General features: G+C 72.4%; 17 protein-coding genes and 1 riboswitch. Of the genes, 10 read left to right on the forward strand and 7 right to left on the reverse strand.

Annotated features, from left to right (window positions below):
• Positions 1-73: 73 nt before the first annotated feature.
• The 4 genes from F5972_RS30535 to F5972_RS30545 form a co-directional block, all read right to left on the reverse strand.
• A complete protein-coding gene (locus tag F5972_RS30535; RefSeq protein WP_225312038.1) occupies positions 74-1,177 on the reverse strand; it encodes a methyltransferase domain-containing protein in 1,104 nt (367 codons plus the stop codon).
• Complete coding sequence (locus tag F5972_RS39030; protein WP_263641874.1) at positions 1,174-1,308, reverse strand: hypothetical protein; 135 nt, start codon at positions 1,306-1,308, stop codon at positions 1,174-1,176. Before F5972_RS39030 ends, F5972_RS30535 begins: the two co-directional genes overlap by 4 nt.
• 127 nt (positions 1,309-1,435) lie before the next feature.
• A complete protein-coding gene (locus F5972_RS30540) occupies positions 1,436-2,281 on the reverse strand; it encodes a 1-aminocyclopropane-1-carboxylate deaminase/D-cysteine desulfhydrase (protein WP_225312039.1) in 846 nt (281 codons plus the stop codon).
• A gap of 40 nt (positions 2,282-2,321) precedes the next feature.
• Complete coding sequence (locus F5972_RS30545; protein ID WP_263641875.1) at positions 2,322-3,833, reverse strand: glycoside hydrolase family 43 protein; 1,512 nt, start codon at positions 3,831-3,833, stop codon at positions 2,322-2,324.
• A 91-nt stretch (positions 3,834-3,924) separates the two neighbouring features.
• Between F5972_RS30545 and F5972_RS30550 the strand changes: the two genes are divergently transcribed.
• Positions 3,925-5,199: an SGNH/GDSL hydrolase family protein gene (locus F5972_RS30550; protein ID WP_150938491.1), complete on the forward strand. Its 1,275-nt coding sequence runs from the start codon at positions 3,925-3,927 to the stop codon at positions 5,197-5,199.
• Between the two features lie 95 nt (positions 5,200-5,294).
• The gene (locus F5972_RS30555) at positions 5,295-6,581 is read left to right on the forward strand and encodes an MFS transporter (RefSeq protein WP_150938493.1); all 1,287 of its coding nucleotides are present in this window, start codon (positions 5,295-5,297) and stop codon (positions 6,579-6,581) included.
• A 45-nt stretch (positions 6,582-6,626) separates the two neighbouring features.
• On the opposite strand, the gene F5972_RS30560 is transcribed toward F5972_RS30555, so the two are convergent.
• Positions 6,627-7,271, reverse strand: coding sequence for a class I SAM-dependent methyltransferase (locus F5972_RS30560; protein WP_150938495.1), 645 nt, complete (start codon positions 7,269-7,271; stop codon positions 6,627-6,629).
• Between the two features lie 147 nt (positions 7,272-7,418).
• On the opposite strand from F5972_RS30560, the gene F5972_RS30565 reads away from it, so the two are divergent.
• From F5972_RS30565 to F5972_RS30595, 7 genes are all read left to right on the forward strand, one after another.
• Positions 7,419-8,081, forward strand: coding sequence for a peroxiredoxin (locus tag F5972_RS30565; RefSeq protein WP_150938497.1), 663 nt, complete (start codon positions 7,419-7,421; stop codon positions 8,079-8,081).
• Between the two features lie 58 nt (positions 8,082-8,139).
• Positions 8,140-9,447, forward strand: coding sequence for a D-arabinono-1,4-lactone oxidase (locus F5972_RS30570; protein ID WP_150938499.1), 1,308 nt, complete (start codon positions 8,140-8,142; stop codon positions 9,445-9,447).
• A 102-nt stretch (positions 9,448-9,549) separates the two neighbouring features.
• Positions 9,550-11,325, forward strand: coding sequence for a glycoside hydrolase family 15 protein (locus F5972_RS30575; RefSeq protein ID WP_150938501.1), 1,776 nt, complete (start codon positions 9,550-9,552; stop codon positions 11,323-11,325).
• A 120-nt stretch (positions 11,326-11,445) separates the two neighbouring features.
• Complete coding sequence (locus tag F5972_RS30580) at positions 11,446-11,913, forward strand: SPW repeat protein (protein WP_150938503.1); 468 nt, start codon at positions 11,446-11,448, stop codon at positions 11,911-11,913.
• Between the two features lie 165 nt (positions 11,914-12,078).
• On the forward strand, positions 12,079-13,470 hold the full coding sequence (locus F5972_RS30585; RefSeq protein ID WP_150938506.1) for a hypothetical protein: 1,392 nt from the start codon (positions 12,079-12,081) through the stop codon (positions 13,468-13,470).
• A gap of 237 nt (positions 13,471-13,707) precedes the next feature.
• A riboswitch (cyclic di-AMP (ydaO/yuaA leader) is annotated at positions 13,708-13,852 on the forward strand.
• Between the two features lie 378 nt (positions 13,853-14,230).
• Positions 14,231-14,956, forward strand: a complete 726-nt coding sequence (locus tag F5972_RS30590; protein ID WP_150938508.1) for a CHAP domain-containing protein — start codon at positions 14,231-14,233, stop codon at positions 14,954-14,956.
• A 149-nt stretch (positions 14,957-15,105) separates the two neighbouring features.
• Positions 15,106-15,681 carry a hypothetical protein gene (locus F5972_RS30595; RefSeq protein ID WP_150938510.1) on the forward strand — a complete coding sequence of 192 codons (576 nt, stop codon included), beginning with the start codon at positions 15,106-15,108 and terminating at the stop codon, positions 15,679-15,681.
• A gap of 246 nt (positions 15,682-15,927) precedes the next feature.
• Here the strand turns inward: F5972_RS30595 and F5972_RS30600 are convergent, their stop codons facing one another.
• Positions 15,928-16,431, reverse strand: a complete 504-nt coding sequence (locus F5972_RS30600; RefSeq protein WP_150938512.1) for a MarR family winged helix-turn-helix transcriptional regulator — start codon at positions 16,429-16,431, stop codon at positions 15,928-15,930.
• A 188-nt stretch (positions 16,432-16,619) separates the two neighbouring features.
• Between F5972_RS30600 and F5972_RS30605 the strand changes: the two genes are divergently transcribed.
• Entirely contained in the window at positions 16,620-16,799 is a 180-nt protein-coding gene (locus F5972_RS30605) for a DUF4236 domain-containing protein (protein ID WP_150938515.1), read from the forward strand.
• A 145-nt stretch (positions 16,800-16,944) separates the two neighbouring features.
• Here F5972_RS30605 and F5972_RS30610 read toward each other — a convergent pair whose 3' ends face one another.
• Entirely contained in the window at positions 16,945-17,172 is a 228-nt protein-coding gene (locus tag F5972_RS30610; protein ID WP_150938517.1) for a hypervirulence associated TUDOR domain-containing protein, read from the reverse strand.
• Positions 17,173-17,369: the final 197 nt, after the last annotated feature.

Below are 17,369 nucleotides of genomic sequence, written 5' to 3' on the forward strand. Positions count from 1 at the left end.
GACCATCATAGGGACGCTCACGGCGGATTTGACCGACCTGTCAGGTAATCGCGAATACCGGCGCCGCCACCGGTCAGGGGATCACGTTGTCCGGCCTGTCGAGCCAGAGGTGCTGACCATCCGGGGTGACGGTCAGCCCGAACCGGTCCCGGCCCGGGCTTCCCCACTCCACCCAGCGGAAGAACGCCTCTTCGACCTCGTCCCACAGATTGCGCGCACCGAACTGCCGGACCTCCGATCCGGTGATCCAGGCCCCGGACCGCCCGGCCCACAACCAGATCTCGAACTCCTCGCCCGTGCCGAGACTCGCCGAGACGTCGGGCAGGCATCCCGCGATCGCGACATCGGCGCCCAGTCCTGCCCGCAGCACTCGGCGGGGATCCACCGTCGCCGCTCGCCTGCCGTAACCGCCCTCATGCTCCGGGGGAGCGGGAACGCGCTGAGCCCGCATCATCATGTAGTGCGCGCCCCCTGCGAACCGGCCGGTCGCCGTGCCGTCCCGTCCCACCGTGAGCCACAGCTTGTGGCCCGGCTCGAACCCCGGCATCCAGGGCAGCACGATCGCTCCGCCGGGGCGGGTCTGCTCCACCCACGCGTACGGCACCTCCCGCACGCCGCAGGTGACATGGACCCGGTCGTACGGAGCCTGCTCCGCCCAGCCGTCCGCGCCGTCTCCCAGTACCAGGCGGGGACCGAAACCGGCCTTCTTGAGGCTTGCCGCCGCCCTCTCATGCACCGCCGGATCGATCTCGACGCTGACCACGTTCCCGTCACCCAGGCGATGGGACAGCAGCCCGGCCGTCCACCCGGTTCCCGTGCCGATCTCCAGGACACGGTCGCCGTCATAAGGGCTCAGCAGTTCGAGGAAGTCCACGACGACACCGGGAGCCGATAGAGAGGAGGAGTACACGCCCTCCCCGCCGCCCACCTCGGTCGCTCCGTCGTCGAGCTGCGTGATGATGGGGTGGTCGGCGTACACCGCATCCCACCAGGCGCTCGCGTCGATGTCCCGATCGATGCGGTAGCCCGGCCCCGCGTACGGCTCCGCCCAGGCCACCGCCGGGGCGAACAGATGACGCGGCACGGCGTGCAGAGCCGCGCGCCATTTCTCATCGGTCAGTTCGCCATTGGCCGCCAGCGTGTCGGCGAGTGCGCCGATACGTTCACGGAGATTCACTTGCCCCGTGTCCCTCCGCCTTTCCCCTGACCGTCTCCGCTTTCCTTCGTCGGCTTCTCCGGGATGAACGGCTTGTCCTGCTTCTGCGGTCCCGCATGCTTCGGCGGCCTGTCGTCCTCGTCCTTGCCCACGTTTCTCTCCCCTCCTTGCGATCGTCCATGGCCGGGGCATCTTCACTGTGCGGGACGAAGTGCTTCAGCGCCACCCGGTCAGCAGAAAGCGCACGTTGACGAAAGCGGTAATTGAGGGTTTCGGGTGTCAGATCGGGCCGGTGATGATTGCGACGATCGTGGTACCGGTTGGGAACGTGTGCTTGTCGGCCAAGTCGAAGATCCCGTACATCATCTTGCCGGTGTAGAGCCGGTCCAGGCGCAGGCCGTGCCGCCTCTCGAAGTCCTCGATGAAGGACAGCAGTTCCGGCCTCGTCTTCGCGTATCCGCCGAAGTGATAATCCAGGTTCACCCGCCACCTGCCGCGTGTTGTGGCGTACGCGTCTTCCTGGAGGCGCCGGATCTCGTCGTCCAGCCAGCGGGCTCCCTTGAGCACCGAGAAGCCGATCGCCTCCCGCTCGCCACGCAGGCCCGCGGCGATGCCCGCGAGCGTGCCGCCCGTGCCGCAGGGGCAGCAGACGAGATCGAAGTCCCGCGTGATCTCGTCCGGGATCTCGGCGCATCCCCGGACCGCGAGCCCGTTGCTTCCACCCTCGGGAATGAGGTAGAAGTCGCCGAATCGGCGGCGGAGGTCCTCTGTCACATCGCTTTCGGTTTTTCTCCGATATGTCTGGCGGTCCAGGTAGGCCAGGATCATTCCCTGTTCGACCGCATAGGAAAGCGTGGGATTGAGGGGGAGATGTTCTTCGCCCCGGATGACGCCTATGGTGCGCAGGCCGAAACGGGCGCCCGCCGCGGCCGTCGCCCTGATGTGGTTGGAGTAAGCGCCGCCGAACGTCAGAATGCCGCCCTGACCGGACCGCCGGGCGGCTTCCAGGTTGTACTTCAGCTTCCGCCATTTGTTGCCGGGGATCTCGGGATCGATGAGATCGTCGCGCTTCAGCAGGAGGCGAACGCCCCGCGCTTCGAGGCGGGGGTCGACCAGTTCCTCCACCGGCGAGGGCAGGCGGAACGGGGAACCGCCCGCCGGTTCGTCAGGCAACCGGAACGACCGGTTCGTCGTCGGTGCCCTCGTAGTCGAACCAGTCGAAGGCCGCGCTGCCCTCGGTGACGTACATGCCGATCACCCGGCCGGTGAAACCGGTCGCCACCTCCGTGGACAGGTAGCGGCCGTCCAGTTCGGCGAGGAGGACGCCGCCGGCCGAGAAGGCGATCGTGTCCGGCCCGCGGGCGCCCACGCCGACCGGCCCGGCGCCGGCCTCGGCGGCACTGGTCACGGACGGCGGCAGCGGATCGGCCGTACGGCAGTGGACCGTGAGGGTGAGCGGCCCCGGAGCGACCGGGCGACGCGCCACGACCTGGCGCAACGGGCCGATCCTGGCGATCACGGACGCCTCTCCGCCGGACACCTCGAGGTCGTAGTGGTGGGCCTCGTCGAGCCGTACGGACAGCCCGGCCCGGCCGGGGTCGGGGTCGAGACGGGCGCTGACGCGGCAGTCGTGATGCTGCTGGCGCCGCCCGAAGAAGGTGTGGCCGGGACGGTCCAGGGTGGGACCGGTGGCGTGCAGCGTCAGGCGGCCGGGGCGCTCGGTCAGCGACCAGGAGCCGTCGGGGCGGGAGCGCACCGAGATCCAGCAGGGCGCCAGGCCGGGTCCGTCGAAGTCGTCGCGGACGGGGGGCGGGGGGAGCGGGTGCCAGGCGGCGGGGGCGGGGTGACGCTCCTCGACCGGCCCCGCCACCGGCCAGCCGTCCACCCACTCCACCGGAACAAGGAAGGTCTCCCGGCCGAGCACCTGGAACTCGGGGGAGTAGCCGCGGGGCCGGGCGCCGAGCAGGATCATCCACCAGGTGCCGTCGGGCGCGCACACGAGGTCCGCGTGGCCGGTGCTCTGGATCGGGCGGGAGGTGCCGCGGTGGGTCAGGATCGGGTTGACCGGGCCGGGCTCGAACGGCCCGCGCGGGGAGCGGGCGCGGGCGATGGAGACGGCGTGGCCGCGTTCGGTGCCGCCCTCCGACAGGAGCAGATACCACCACCCCCCGACCTGGAACAGGTGGGGCGCCTCGGGATACTTGCCGCCGGTGCCCGGCCAGATGTCGACGGGGCCCTCCAGGACCTCGCCGGACGCCGGGTCGATCCGCGCCAGCCGGGGACCGGAGGTCGTGAGCCAGCAGTCGCCCGCGTCGTCCCAGGCCAGGCTGGGATCGACCCGGGGCAGGTCGATCCAGACCGGGTCCGACCACGGGCCCTCGGGGCGCTCCGCGGTCACCAGGAAGTTGCCGCCTTCGCTCACGTTCGTCGTGATCATGTAGAACAGGCCGTCGTGGTGCCGGATGGTCGGGGCGAAGATCCCGCCGGAGGCGACGGCCTCGGGTGGCAGGCGCAGCTGGGACGGCCGGTCGAGCACGTTGCCGATCTGGCGCCAGTGGACCAGGTCGCGGCTGTGGAAGATCGGCACGCCCGGGAAGTACTCGAAGCTGGAACAGACCAGGTAGTAGTCCTCACCCACCCGGCAGACGCTCGGGTCCGGGTGGAATCCGCCGATCACGGGATTCCGGTACGTCCGCATAAGCAGGGTCCGCCCTTCCGTGCGTGCGCCGGGGTGGATCGCAGGCCTGGCTGGACGGGACCATAGGCGGATGATCCGCAACGCGTCAAGATCCACCCGGCGGCGCGCCGTTCCGGCGGCGCGCGGGCCGGCCGGCCACTGGGTCGCCACCTGGGCGTCGATGCCGCAGCTCACGGAGCCGGAGAACATGCCGCCCGCGCCGTTCGCCGGGGACGGCCTCGTCTTCGCCGGCAGCACGCTGCGCCAGACCCTGCGCGTCACCGTGGGCGGGCGGCGGGCGCGGCTGCGCTTCTCCAACGCCTTCGGTGGCGCGCCGCTGCCTCTCACCAGGGTCGCCGTCGCGCTTCCCGGCGGCGGGCGGGCGGGGACCGGCGAGATCCGGCCGGAGACCTCACGGCAGGTGACCTTCCACGGTCGTCCGTCCGTCGTGATCCCGGCGGGGGCGCAGGCGGTCTCCGACCCGCTGAGCTTCGACCTGGCGCCCCGGTCCGTCCTCACGGTGACGGTCCACCTGGCGGACGGGCAGCGCTCCTCCGCCGTCACCTCGCACCCGGGCTCCAGGACCACGTCACACCTGCTGGCCGGGGACCACACCGAGGACGCCGCACTCCCCGGCGCGGCGCTCGCCGACCACTGGTACTTCCTCAGCGGCGTGGAGGTGTGGGCCGGGCACTCGGCCGCCGCGGTCGTCGTCGTGGGCGACTCGCTGACCGACGGCAGGGGCTCGACCACCAACGGGAACGACCGCTGGCCGGACCGGCTGGCCGACCGCCTGCACGCCCGGCGCGCCACCTCGGGAGTGGCGATCGTCAACCAGGGGGCCGGCGGCAACCGGGTGCTCGACGACGGCCTGGGCCCGAACGTCCTCGCCCGGCTCGACCGCGACGTGCTCGCGCAGAGCGGAGTGCGCTGGCTGGTCCTCTTCGAGGGGATCAACGACATCGGCACGGCCGGGGCGGCGGAGGCGGCTCAGAAGCAGGTGGCCGAGGACCTGATCGCCGCGTACGGTCAGATCGTCCGCCGCGCGCACGCCCGGGGCATCCGCGTGTACGGCGCGACGCTGACGCCGTTCGGCGGCAACGACGCCTACGACGACCCGGACGGGCACCGGGAGCGGTCCCGGCAGGTGGTCAACGAGTGGATCCGGACGAGCGGCCGCTTCGACGCCGTCGTCGACTTCGACCGCGCCGCCCGCGACCCGGCCGCCCCCCGGCGGCTCCTCCCGGCGTACGACGTGGGCGACGGCCTGCACCTGAACCCGGCCGGTTACCGGGCGCTCGCGGACGCCGTCCCCGGCCGGCTGTTCCGCGACGAGCCGCTTCCCCGGGGTTTCGGGTTCGAGTGACCCCGCCACCGGCGGCCCACCCCGGAGGGGCCCGATAACACGATCAGGGTAAAGTACGCGAATTGGTCGATTTACCCAGATCAGTGAGGTAAAGGGTGTCGGGGGTTCAGGCAGTTCTGAAGCGCGTCGCACTCGACACCCGGCCCCTGGCCATCCCGGCGTACCGGCGGCTGCTGGTGGGCCAGGGCGTGTCGTTCGTCGGCTTCCAGCTCACGGCGGTGGCCGTGAGCGGGCAGGTCTACAGCATCACCGGCTCGTCGCTGTGGGTGGGCATGCTCGGCCCGGTGAGCCTCGTGCCGCTGGTCGTCTTCGGCCTGTGGGGCGGCGCGGTGGCCGACGCGATGGACCGCCGCCGGCTGCTGCTCGCCGGGTCGGTCGTGGCCTGGGTGTCGACGCTCGCCCTGCTGCTGCACGCCTGGTCGGGGCTGGGGAGCGTGCACCTCATCCTCGCGGTGATCGCCCTGCAGTCGATCGGCTTCGCCGTCACCTCGGCGACGCGCGGCGCGATCATCCCCCGGATCGTCCCCACCGAGCGGGTCGCCGCGGCCAACACCCTGAACTTCCTGGTCAGCAGCGTCGGGACGGTGGTTGGGCCGTTGCTGGCCGGGGTGGTGCTCGCCCGGGGCGGCTACGCCCTGGCGTACCTCATCGACGCCGTCCTGTTCGGCGCGGGCTTCTACGCCGCCGTACGGCTGCCGTCGCTCGCGCCCCTCGGCGAGATCTCCCGGCCGGGCCTGCGGTCGGTCGCCGACGGGCTCGCCTACGTCGTGAGCCGGCCGGTCGTGCTGATGTCGTTCGTGGTGGACATCATCGCGATGGCCTTCGCGATGCCGCGGGCGCTGTTCCCCGAGATGACGGCCGAGCGCTTCGGCGGGTCGGCCGTGGCGTTCGGCTGGCTGTCGGCGAGCATCGCCATCGGCGCGGTCGCCGCCGGGCTGCTGTCCGGCTGGATCGGCCGCGTACGGCGGCAGGGCGTGGCGCTCACGCTCGTGATCGCCCTGTGGGGGGTCACGGTCTCCGCGGCGGCGCTGGCGCAGCCGCTGTGGCTGGTCGTCGCGCTGCTGGCCGTGGGCGGCGCGATCGATCTCGCCTCCGCCGTGTGGCGGCAGACGATCCTGCAGACGTACGCGCCGGACGAGATGCGCGGGCGGCTGCAGGGCGTGTTCATGGTCGTGGTGGCCGGGGGCCCGCGTCTCGGCGACCTCCGGGCGGGCGCCACCGCGGACGCCTTCGGGCTGGTGCCCTCCTGGGCGGGCGGCGGTCTCGTCTGCGCCCTCCTCGTGCTGGTCGCCGGTTTCGCCGTCCCGGCCTTCCGCCGGTACGAGGCCGGGACCGCGCGGTCCGAGACGGCGGACCGGCAGCCACAGGCGAGCGCGGACTGACCACGCCTCTGACGGACCGCGCGGGTCCGCCGGGACGGGCGCGCTTCAGCGGCGGGCCACGCCGCGGACGCAGAAGGAGATCGGGTTGCGCACGCCGCAGGCAAAGACGAACCGGTCCAGGGCCTCGACGGTGAAACCCGCCGCCTCGATCGCCGCCACGCTGTCCCGGCCCGTGTGGCAGCCGCCGGTCAGGCGCGGCCACACCGTCGCGTCCATCAGGTCCTGGGCGCGGGCCCAGCCGGGGCTCCCGGCACGGACGTGTTCGAGGAAGCGCAGCCGTCCGCCGGGCGCGAGCACCCGGCGGATCTCCCGCAGCCCGGCGCCGGGGTCGGGCAGTGAGCACAGCACGAACGTGACCACCGCCGAGTCGAACCCCCCGTCGGCGGCCGGGAGCCGTTCGGCCAGGCCGCCCTCCACGTCGATCCGCGCCGGCGCCGCCTCGGCGGCGCGGCGGGCGGCCGCCCGCAGCCGCGGCTCCGGCTCGACGGCCAGCACACCGGTCACGGACGGCGGATAGTGGCGGAAGTTCAGCCCGTTGCCCGCGCCGACCTCGATCACCCGGCCCGACAGCCCGGCCAGCAGCGCCTCCCGCTGCCCGGCGAGGCCCCGCCGGTCGAGCACCTGGCTGAACCAGGTGTAGAAGCGCGCGAACAGCGGATGGCTGATCTCCGTCGTCACCGGCACGGTCATGGCAGCCCCCTCGCGAGGTTCATTCCCCCGGCGCGGCGGACTGTCGCGACGCCGCCGTGCGCGATTACCGAACCGGGGCGGACGGCGCGTCGTCGTGACCGCTCATCGTGGGTACGGGCGCAGTGAGCGGATGGAGAGGAGCACGTCATGACTTCTGCCGCGGAGCCGGCCACCCGGCTGCCGCTCATCGGCGACAGGGCCCCCGGCTTCGAGGCCGAGAGCACGCACGGGCCGGTCCGGCTCGCCGACTACGCGGGGCGGTGGCTGGTGTTGTTCAGCCACCCCGCCGACTTCACCCCGGTCTGCACCACCGAGTTCGTCGCCTTCACCGAGCTCGCCGAGGAGTTCGCGGCCCGCGGCGTCGCCCTGCTCGGCGTCTCGGTCGACTCCGTGCACAGCCACCTCGCCTGGACCCGGGCGATCGAGGACAGGCTCGGCGTACGGGTGCCGTTCCCGGTCGTCGCCGACGTCGGCACGCGGATCTCCCGCGCGTACGGGATGCTCCACCCGAACGCGTCGACCACGGCGGCGGTGCGGGCGGTCTTCGTCATCGACCCCGAGTCGGTCGTGCGCGCGATCCTCTACTACCCGATGAACGCGGGGCGCATGGTCCCCGAGATCCTCCGGCTCGTCGAGGCGCTGCAGACGGCCGACCGCGACGGCGTCTCCTGCCCGGCCAACTGGCGTCCGGGAGACGACGTGCTGCTGGGCGCGCCGCGGACCCAGGCTGAGGTGGAGGCCAGGCAGGCCGACGAGAGGGTCAAACTCGTCGACTGGTACCTCGCCAGCCTCCCCGGCCGCCCCATCTGAGCCGTCGTCTGAGCCGCCGGGCCCGGCACGCCGGTGATGTTCCGGTAAAACTCATCTGGTGACTCAAGACGTGACGAACTGGGCGGGCAACATCACCTTCCGGGCCGAGCGGGTCGACCGGCCTTCCTCCCTGGAGGAACTGCGCGGGCTGGTCGCCCGGAGCGGGAGGGTCCGCGTCCTCGGCAGCGGCCACTCCTTCAACCACATCGCCGACTCGCCGGGCGCGCTCGTCTCGCTGGACGGCCTGCCCCCCGAGATCGACGTCGACTCCGCGGCGGCGGCCGTCCGGGTCGCCGCGAGCGTGCGGTACGGCGAGCTCGGGCGGCGCCTGCACGAGAAGGGCTACGCTCTGCCCAACCTCGCGTCCCTGCCGCACATCTCGGTCGCGGGCTCCTGCGCGACCGGCACGCACGGCTCCGGCGACGGCAACGGCGGGCTCGCGACGTCCGTCCGCGCGATCGAGATGGTGACCGCCGGCGGCGACCTCGTCACGCTGAGCCGGGACGCGGACGGCGACCGGTTCGCGGGCGCCGTCGTGTCGCTCGGCGCGCTCGGCGCCGTCGTCGCCCTGACGCTCGATCTCCTCCCGGCGTTCGACGTCCGGCAGCGCGTGTACGAGGCGCTCCCGGCGGAGGTGCTCGACGACCGGTTCGACGCCGTCATGTCCGCCGCCTACAGCGTGAGCCTGTTCACCGACTGGCGGACCTCCCGCGTCAACCAGGTCTGGGTCAAGGAACGCCTCACCCCCGCCTCCCGCTCCGAAGGGACGACCGCCTCCGCCGGGCTCGACGAATCGGATCCGGGCGGCGGCTTCTTCGGGGCGGCCCCGGCCGACGGCCCGCGCCACCCCGTGCCCGGCGTGTCCCCGGTGCACTGCACGACCCAGATGGGGACGCCCGGCCCCTGGTTCGAGCGCCTGCCGCACTTCCGGCCCGACTTCACCCCGAGCAGCGGCGAGGAGCTCCAGTCGGAGTACATGGTGCCCCGGCGGCACGCGGCCGAGGCGTTCCGCGCGCTCGGCGCGATCGGCGACCGCATCGCCCCGGTCCTGCAGATCTCGGAGATCCGCAGCATCGCCGCCGACGATCTGTGGCTGAGCCCGAGCCAGGGGCGCGACACCGTGGCCTTCCACTTCACCTGGGTCAAGGACCCGGCCGCCGTGACGCCGGTGCTGACCGCGATCGAGGAGCGCCTGGCGCCGTTCGGGGCGCGGCCCCACTGGGGGAAGATCTTCACCCTCCCGCCGGACGTCCTGCGCTCCCGCTACGAGCGCATGGACGACTTCGCCGCCCTGGCGCGGCACCACGACCCCCGGGGCGTCTTCGCCAACGACTACGTCGAGCGGTACGTCTTCGGACGCGAGTAGACCCGATTCGCGGGGACGTGCCGGGGTAGGTGTGTGCTGCGGCCGCGTCCCCGGCGTACGGGCCCGCCCCCGGCCCCGGCCGTACGGGTGAGGGGGAGCGCCATGCGGATCGAGGACTACGCGCTCGTCGGCGACATGCACACCGCCGCCCTGGTGGGCCGGGACGGCTCGGTCGACTGGCTGTGCCTGCCCCGCTTCGACTCCGGCGCCTGCTTCGCGGCCCTGCTGGGCGGGCACCGGGCCGGACGCTGGCTGCTGGCGCCCGCCGCGGGCGGGACGTGCGCCGGGCGCCGCTACCGCGACGGCACGCCGGTGCTGGAGACGACCTGGGACGCGCCCGGCGGGCGGGCGCGGGTCCTCGACTTCATGCCGCCGCGCGAGGAGGCGCCCGACGTCGTCCGGATCGTCGAGGGCGTGCACGGCCGGGTGGAGATGCGTACGGAACTGCTCCTGCGCTTCGACTACGGCGAGGTGGTGCCCTGGACGCGCGAACGCGGCGGCGAACTGGCCGTGATCGCCGGTCCGAACGCCGCGTGGCTCCAGTCTCCCGTGACGCTGACGCAGGAGTCCCGGCGTGGCGCCGCGACCGCCTCGTTCACCGTCGCGGCGGGGGAGCGGGTGCCGTTCGTGCTCACCTGGCAGGAGTCGTGGCGGGGCCGCCCGCGCCGGCTGGAGGCCGCAGAGGAACTGGCGACCACCGAGCGCGTGTGGCGGGAGTGGCTCGGCCGGTGCCGTTACCGGGGGGACTACGCCGAGGCGGTGTCCGGCAGCCTCGTCACGCTCAAGGCACTCACCTACGCCCCGACCGGCGGGATCGTCGCGGCGCCGACGACGTCCCTGCCGGAGCGGATCGGGGGCTCCCGCAACTGGGACTACCGCTACAGCTGGCTGCGGGACGCCTCGTTCACCCTGCGGGCGCTCATCGAGGCGGGGTACGCCGAGGAGGCGACCGCCTGGCGCGACTGGCTGCTGCGGGCCGTCGCCGGCGACCCGGCCGACCTGCAGATCATGTACACGATCGACGGCGGACGCCGGATGCCCGAGCGGACCCTCGACCGGCTGCCGGGATACGAGGGATCCCGGCCGGTGCGGGTCGGCAACGCCGCCTCCCGGCAGTTCCAGCTCGACGTGTACGGCGAGGTGATCGACTGCCTCTACCAGGCCAGGGAGGCGGGGCTCGGGCCGGAGGAGGACGCCTGGGACCTGCAGCGCGCGTTCATGGAGTATCTGGAGGGCGCATGGCGCGAGCCCGGCAACGGGCTCTGGGAGGTGCGCGGGCCGCGCCGCCCGTTCGTCCACGCGAAGGTCCTCGCGTGGGTGGCCGCCGACCGGATGGTCGCCTCGGTGGAGCGGCAGGGGCTCGACGGGCCGGTGGGCCGCTGGCGCGCGCTGCGCGAGGAGATCCACCGGGACGTGTGCGCCCACGGCTACGACCCCGGCCGCAACACCTTCACCCAGTTCTACGGCTCCAGGGGGCTGGACGCCGCGCTGCTGCTGATCCCCCGGCTCGGCTTCCTGCCGCTGGACGACCCCCGCGTGGCGGGGACGGTCGACGCCGTGTGCCGCGAGCTGACGGAGGACGGGTTCGTGCTGCGCTACCGGCCGGAGGCCGACAAGGTGGACCGGCTGCCGGGCGGGGAGGGGGTCTTCGTCCCCTGCTCCTTCTGGCTCGCCCACGCGCTCGCCCTGCTGGGCCGGCGCAGGCGGGCACGGACGCTGTTCGAGCGGCTGCTGTCCCTGCGCAACGACGTCGGCCTGCTGGCGGAGGAGTACGACCCCGGCCGCCGCCGCCAGGCGGGCAACTTTCCCCAGGCCTACAGCCATGTCTCGATCGTCAACACGGCGGGCGCCCTCGCGGCGCCGGGGCGATCTGCCTGACAGATGTACTTAATCTGCATTCGGCGCGTCTCGCGGTCTCCCCTCGGCGGCGCCTACGGACGCATGATGCAAGAGAGGGGTCACGGGCCCCCGGCCACCTGGGAGAAGAGGTGACACATCATGGTGCGACCAGGTCTGGCTCGACGCCCGGATGCGACGGAGCTACGCCAGACGTACGACAGGGCGGGATCCACCGCGCCGGCGCAGGTGATGGACGCGGTGACGCTCCTCGCCGGGCTCTATCTCGCCATCTCGCCGTGGATCGTGGGATTCACCGGGTTCGGCGGCCTGACGGTCAACAACCTGATCGTCGGGCTGGTCGTCACGGCGCTCGCGCTGAGCTGCGCCTCCGCGTTCGGCCGGACGTACGGCGTGAGCTGGGTGACACCGGTGCTCGGCGTCTGGGCGATCATCGCGCCGTGGGTGATCAGAGGCCAGCCGGCGACCACCGCGACCATCTGGAACAACGTGGTCACCGGAGCGATCATCTTCCTGTTCGGCCTCGGCGCGCTGGCGTTCGCGGCCAACTACCGGCAGCACGAGCACGGCCGGCGCAGGGGAGTCGGCTCACCCGGCGGCGAGTGGTAGCCGGCGCCGCCGCGCCCCAGCCGGCGCGCGTGGCGTACGGCGGACGGCCGGCGGAGGTTGTCCTCCGCCGGTCTCCCCGTCCCAGGACCGTCCCGCGGCCGGCGCCTGCCGCGGCCCGCCTTTCCGCCGCGACTCTGTCGGGGGCGGGCGATAACGTGTCGGCTCGTGTCGCGAAGATCACGGTGGTGGTGGGCCGCCGCTCTGGCGGCGTCGTCGGCAGGGCTCGCCTACAGCCTGACCCTGGCCCAGCACGGCTTCACCTGGTTCTCGTTCGGATACTGCCCCGTGCGCGATCTCTACGACGCAGCCACCGATGTGTGGTGGCCCGCCCGTACGTACTTCCCCCTGGCTTGGTATTCGGGGCTCCCCGGCATCGTTGTCGCGTTCGCCGCGCACTGGGCCGCCATCCGGGCGAGACGTCCCCGGGCCGGGCGGGTGCTCGCCCGCGTCGCGGCGGCGCCGCTGCTCGTCCTGTTCGGCCTCGCCCCGCTCGCGTTCGCGCTGGACCTCGCGAGGGACGCGGCCTGCCTGGACAGGTGGGGCGGGGCTTTGGGGGTCAGGCTGATTCTCCTCCCGGACGCCGTCGCCGCCGTGGCCGCCCTGTGCGCGCTCGCGGCGGTGCGCATGCCCCGCCACCGGCTCCGCCGGGCGCTGAGCCTGGCGCTCCTCCGACTGCCGCGCAGGTCGGCACCGGTGCTCGCCGTACTGGTGCTCCTGACCCTCCTGCCGGTGGCCGACCTGGCGGTGGGGGAGATCACTTCCCGTCCCTGCGAGGCGCGCTTCGTGGACGGGCGCTCGGGCGGCGCGCACGCCGTGCCGCCCTACGGCGCGGGTGAGCGCAGGTTCCTCTGCGACGCACGCGAGAGCGGCCGTTTCGCGGACATCTCGGACCAGGACCTGCTCACCTACGGGCACGCCGCCTGCGACGCCTACCGGCCGGGTGACGACGACGCCTACGTGTTCGCCGCCGTCTGCCCGCCGATAGCGGTGGATCTGCGGAAGAAGCAGGCGGCCGACGAGGCCGCGTACCGGCAGCAGGAGGCGGTGAACCAGCGGGCCTGCGACAGCGCCACTCACCGGCCGCGGGTCAGGCCGCTCCGAGTCGTGAGGGCTCTGATGGGCACCGACTACGGGGTGATCGAGTCCCTGGAGACGGAGGCCGCGCTCGACGACGACCTGCTGACGAGAGCGCAGGCGAACGGCCTGGTCGCCGCTCTCCCCGGTCATCTGATGGTGATCACGCACTCCGACTTCGACAACTGCCTGACGGCGGAGCTGTACCGTCGCCGACCACCTGTCGAGGCGAGTGGCTGGGACCGTGTGGTCGAGGTCGGCTACCGGAGCCTGGCCGGTCGTATAGAGCTGATGGATCCGATCCAGGGGGAGAGCGATCTGCCGAACCTCGCCTTCCGGGGCAGGGGCCGGTATCGCATCCGGGTGCACTACCGCGTGCCGGCCGGGGAGCCGGGGAGCACCCAGGACCTCCTGATCATGATCTTCCCCGGGGCGGACGAGTGGACGATCGAATATCTGCCGCGCCGGGGCAGCAGCCGATGACGCCGGCCCGGCCGTTCACGTGCTCCAGGCCGTTCAGGCAGGCCGCAGGGCACCGCTGAGCCCTCACGGGGTGATGTGGCGCAAATCACGATTGGGCGCCGCCGGTGCGAGGACCTGCGGAAGCATGATGCGGAAGGGGCGGAAATAGACCTATTTGCCGGGATTTCGGTCGTGTCCTACTCGTGATCTACTATGCTTCCGGTCAGTGCGCCGGTGCGTGGTCCTCAACCCGAGGACGACCGGCGACCGCCGAATCCCGGATGTCATCGAACCCGGGAACCGGGGACCCACGTCTCTTCTGGGGTGAATCCGGACCATCCGGTAGGGCTACTCCTGGCCCGAACCCGTCAGCTAACCCGGTAGGCGGCCAAGGAGAGGAGAGCGCGTGGAGTGTCCGCTCCACCTGCCCACCCGGCCCGGGTTCCGTTCCCGGCCCACATGCCCGCCCTGGAACGTCTCCAGGCTTCCGGGGTGACGGCGCGCCCGTGACGGGCTGCCACATCTCCCGTTTCTGAAACCCGTCCGATCCCGTCCGACTCCGGCCCGCCGCGGCCGTGTCCGTCGGCGTGACGGTCATGCCTCCATGCCGTCGTGCCCGGCGGGCGGGTTCGTCATGTTCTGACGCGCGCTATAGGAGCCTTCGATTTCTACCGATCCGATTGCACAGCAGCTGCTCGACGCCGTACGCCCGGAACTGGGCTACCGCGAACGGCCCGGGAAGCTGACCAAGTTCGGCGAGTGGTACGCCGACAACATCGCCATGGACTCCGACTTCAAGGCGGCTCCCTGGTGCGACATGTTCGTCTCGTGGGCGGCCGACCGCGCGGGCGTGCGGGACCACGTCGGCGAGTTCGCGCTGACCACCAAGCACGCCAAGTGGTTCGAGCAGCAGGGCGCCTGGAGCCGGAAGCCGGAACCGGGAGCGGTGGTCTTCTTCGCCTGGTCGGGGTCGAAGCGCATCAAGGACATCGACCACGTCGGTATCGTCGAGAAGGTCGTCGGCGGCAAGGTCCACACGATCGAGGGCAACGTCGACGGCGTCTGGCTCAAGCGCAAGGTGCGCGACTCCAGCAAGATCGTCGGGTACGGCCTGCCGCGCAAGGTCAAGGCGACCCCGAAGGTGACCGTCACCGTCCAGCCGGTGGCGGCGGACGCCACGGTCCAGGGGGCGGCGGACGCGGCCGTCCAGGGGGCGGCGTCGGCCACGCGGAACATGGCCGCGAGCCACGGGCAGTCGCTGGGCGCGGTCTTCTCGCCGGGCGACGCCGTCCTGCCGGCCGGCCTGCTGTTCGCGCTCGTCTCGACCGCGGTGACCGGCCTGCGGTTCAGGGCCGCCGCGGCGGCGACGTCCGGCGGGCGGCACCGCAAGGGCGGCCCGCGGCAGGCGGGGGACGGCGGCGAGCGGCGCGGCCGGGAGACCGCCGGGGCCGGGGTGCCCGGCCCGGCCGCAGCTCAGGAGCCGCTCCATCTCCCCTATCTCGGCTGACCGGCCGGAGAGACGCCTGGGAACATTCTGGGAGTTTGAGATCGTTTGCGGGTGTCTGTGAAATTCGGTGACTCGCGCGGCTAAGGTGGGCAGCCACCCGCGGAAGCCGTGGAGCTTTCCCCCGATCCGACCGCTGGGAGTTGTCTCACATGTACGGGCGCGTCCCCTCACCGACGAGCCAGGATGATCAGTTTCGTCAGGAGGTCCTCTCCAGTCAGGACGAACCATCCGGCACGAAGAGCAGGAAGCCCCTCGTCGTCGTCGCCGTGATCCTGGTCGCCGTACTCGCGGCGGCGGGCGCGGGCTTCGCTTTGCGCGGCGCCACGGACGCCGGCGGCCCCTCCGCGGGCACTGCCGGGCAGGCGACGGCCCCGGCGCAGGAGAACGGCGCCGGTGACCCCGCCGACTCCGGGCCGGACTCCGGCGCCGGATCCGAGGACGGCTCGGCGGACGGCTCCGAGGGCGGTGGCGCGGACGGAGGCTCCGCACAGGCGCCCGCCGGAGACACTGCGGGCACAGGTTCCGGCACAGGCTCCGGCGCGGACGGGTCCGGCGACCAGGCGGCCGGCGGCACGGGCCAGGCGAAGACCGCGCCGGCCGGAAAGGCGGGCGGCGGCACGAAGGGCGGCACGGGGACCGGGTCGAGCCGGGACGACGACACGCCTTCGACGGCCGGCGACCCCGGCGGCCTCATCCCCGGTGAGTGCGCCGCCTCCGGATGCTGAGCAGGCCGCAGCGCTGAGCAAGCCGCGGCCTTGGAGTGAACGCGCCGCCTCTGGACGTCGGCCCGGCCGCGGTCTCGGGGTGAGCGCGCCGTCTCTGGGTGTTGACCCGGCCGCGGTCTCGGGGTGAGCGCGCCACCTCCGGGTGCTGAGCGGGTCGCAAGCCCCGGTCCGATGGGTGCGCCGCTGCCGCGTACCCGGCCGGGCTCCGGCGGGCGTCTAGGGTGATCGAGCGCCCAGGGCGCGGGGTCAGGAGGACGGGTCGGGCCAGCCCAGCGGGAACGATGCGGTCGTGGGTGGTTCGCCGGCCGCGTCGGTGAACTCGCGCATGGCGGTGATCAGGGCCTGACGCCGGGGGGCGGGCATCCGGGCGAGTATCGCCGCGATCTCCGCCTCGCGCCGGGCCGTGACCTCGTCCACGATGCGCCGGCCGATGCCGGTCAGCCGCAGCAGCGTCTCACGCCGGTTCTGCGGGTTCACCTCACGCTTCAGCAGCCCGGCGGCGGCGAGGCGGTCCGCCATCCGCATCGCGGTCGAGGGGTTCACGCCGAGCCTCTCGGCCAGCGTCACCAGTTTGGTCTCGCCCTGCCCGACCACCAGCAGCATCCGGAACTGCGGCAGCGTGACCCTGTCCTCCGCGGCGGCGAGGGAACGTGCGGAGATCGCGACGAGCACCCGCGACGCGGTGAGCACCGCGGACGTGACGGCCTCCAGGTCGTCCGCGATCGGCTCCTCGTCCCCATCCTTAGCCATAGGCATCGTTTTTACACGGTCCCTGTCGCCGTCGCGTCATTGCACCAGACAAAGGTTCCCGCCCTGTGACCAGGGGTTGTACGGCGACGACGGCGGCGGTGCGTCCTGACATGCTCCTCCGTGCGAGCGCGTGTGCTGATCGCTTCTGTGGGTAGTCGCGAGGGCACGGAAAACACGGAGGGAAAACGATGGGCTGGAGCTACCGTAAGTCAGTCAAGATGGGGCCTTTCAGACTCAACCTGTCGCGCAGCGGTGTGGGCCACAGCTACGGCGGCCGCGCCTTCCGCGTGACCAAGACGGCGGACGGACGCCGCACCCTCACGGTGAACCTGCCCGGCGGCTTCCACTGGAAGAAGACGCTCAGCTAGAGCAGGTACGTGACGCGCCGGGCGCGGCCTCCGGCCCGCCCGGCGCCGGACCTCCCGGCGGCGCCACTTCTCGGGGTCACCTCTCCAGGCGGCACTTCCTGCGCTCACTTCTTGGGCTGACTTCCCGGGGCTCACCTCTCAGGGCTCACTTCTTGGGGTGCAGGGCCGAGGGCTTGTGCACGGCCGAGCCTCCGCTCTTCTCGCTGCGCACCTTGTACTGCGGCTCCTCCGGGGACGCGGCCACGGTACGGCCGGCCTCCTCGGTACGTTCGGTGATCTTCTTCTCGACCTTGCCTTCGGCGGTCCCGCCGTGGCTCTTCCAGGTCACCTCGTCGCCGACCTTCGGTTCCTCGGATTCGCGCTTGTCACTCATGGGCCCGCGCATACCCCCTCGTCCCACCGCCACTCGGGATGACATTCCAGGAAAAGGGCGATTCCTTGGCCCCCTGATCTCCGTACCGTTTTCCCGGCGTTTTCCCGGGGCGCCGAACCCCCGATGATTCGCGCCGCCGCGCCGTGCGTCGCGCGGGCCGCTTGCAGGGCGCGACGGGATCTTTTCGGGTGAAGCGC

This window comes from Microbispora cellulosiformans, assembly GCF_008728085.1.
Taxonomy (GTDB): domain Bacteria; phylum Actinomycetota; class Actinomycetes; order Streptosporangiales; family Streptosporangiaceae; genus Microbispora; species Microbispora amethystogenes.

Excerpts from the sequence above, each read along its gene's own strand:
- F5972_RS30550 (WP_150938491.1), top strand. The coding sequence starts at position 3,925 with ATGATCCGCAACGCGTCAAGATCCACCCGGCGGCGCGCCGTTCCGGCG.
- F5972_RS30580 (WP_150938503.1), top strand. The coding sequence starts at position 11,446 with ATGGTGCGACCAGGTCTGGCTCGACGCCCGGATGCGACGGAGCTACGC.
- F5972_RS30610 (WP_150938517.1), bottom strand. The coding sequence starts at position 17,172 with ATGAGTGACAAGCGCGAATCCGAGGAACCGAAGGTCGGCGACGAGGTG.
- F5972_RS30565 (WP_150938497.1), top strand. The coding sequence starts at position 7,419 with ATGACTTCTGCCGCGGAGCCGGCCACCCGGCTGCCGCTCATCGGCGAC.
- F5972_RS30560 (WP_150938495.1), bottom strand. The coding sequence starts at position 7,271 with ATGACCGTGCCGGTGACGACGGAGATCAGCCATCCGCTGTTCGCGCGC.
- F5972_RS30575 (WP_150938501.1), top strand. The coding sequence starts at position 9,550 with ATGCGGATCGAGGACTACGCGCTCGTCGGCGACATGCACACCGCCGCC.
- F5972_RS30590 (WP_150938508.1), top strand. The coding sequence starts at position 14,231 with ATGGACTCCGACTTCAAGGCGGCTCCCTGGTGCGACATGTTCGTCTCG.
- F5972_RS30595 (WP_150938510.1), top strand. The coding sequence starts at position 15,106 with ATGTACGGGCGCGTCCCCTCACCGACGAGCCAGGATGATCAGTTTCGT.
- F5972_RS30605 (WP_150938515.1), top strand. The coding sequence starts at position 16,620 with ATGGGCTGGAGCTACCGTAAGTCAGTCAAGATGGGGCCTTTCAGACTC.
- F5972_RS30600 (WP_150938512.1), bottom strand. The coding sequence starts at position 16,431 with ATGGCTAAGGATGGGGACGAGGAGCCGATCGCGGACGACCTGGAGGCC.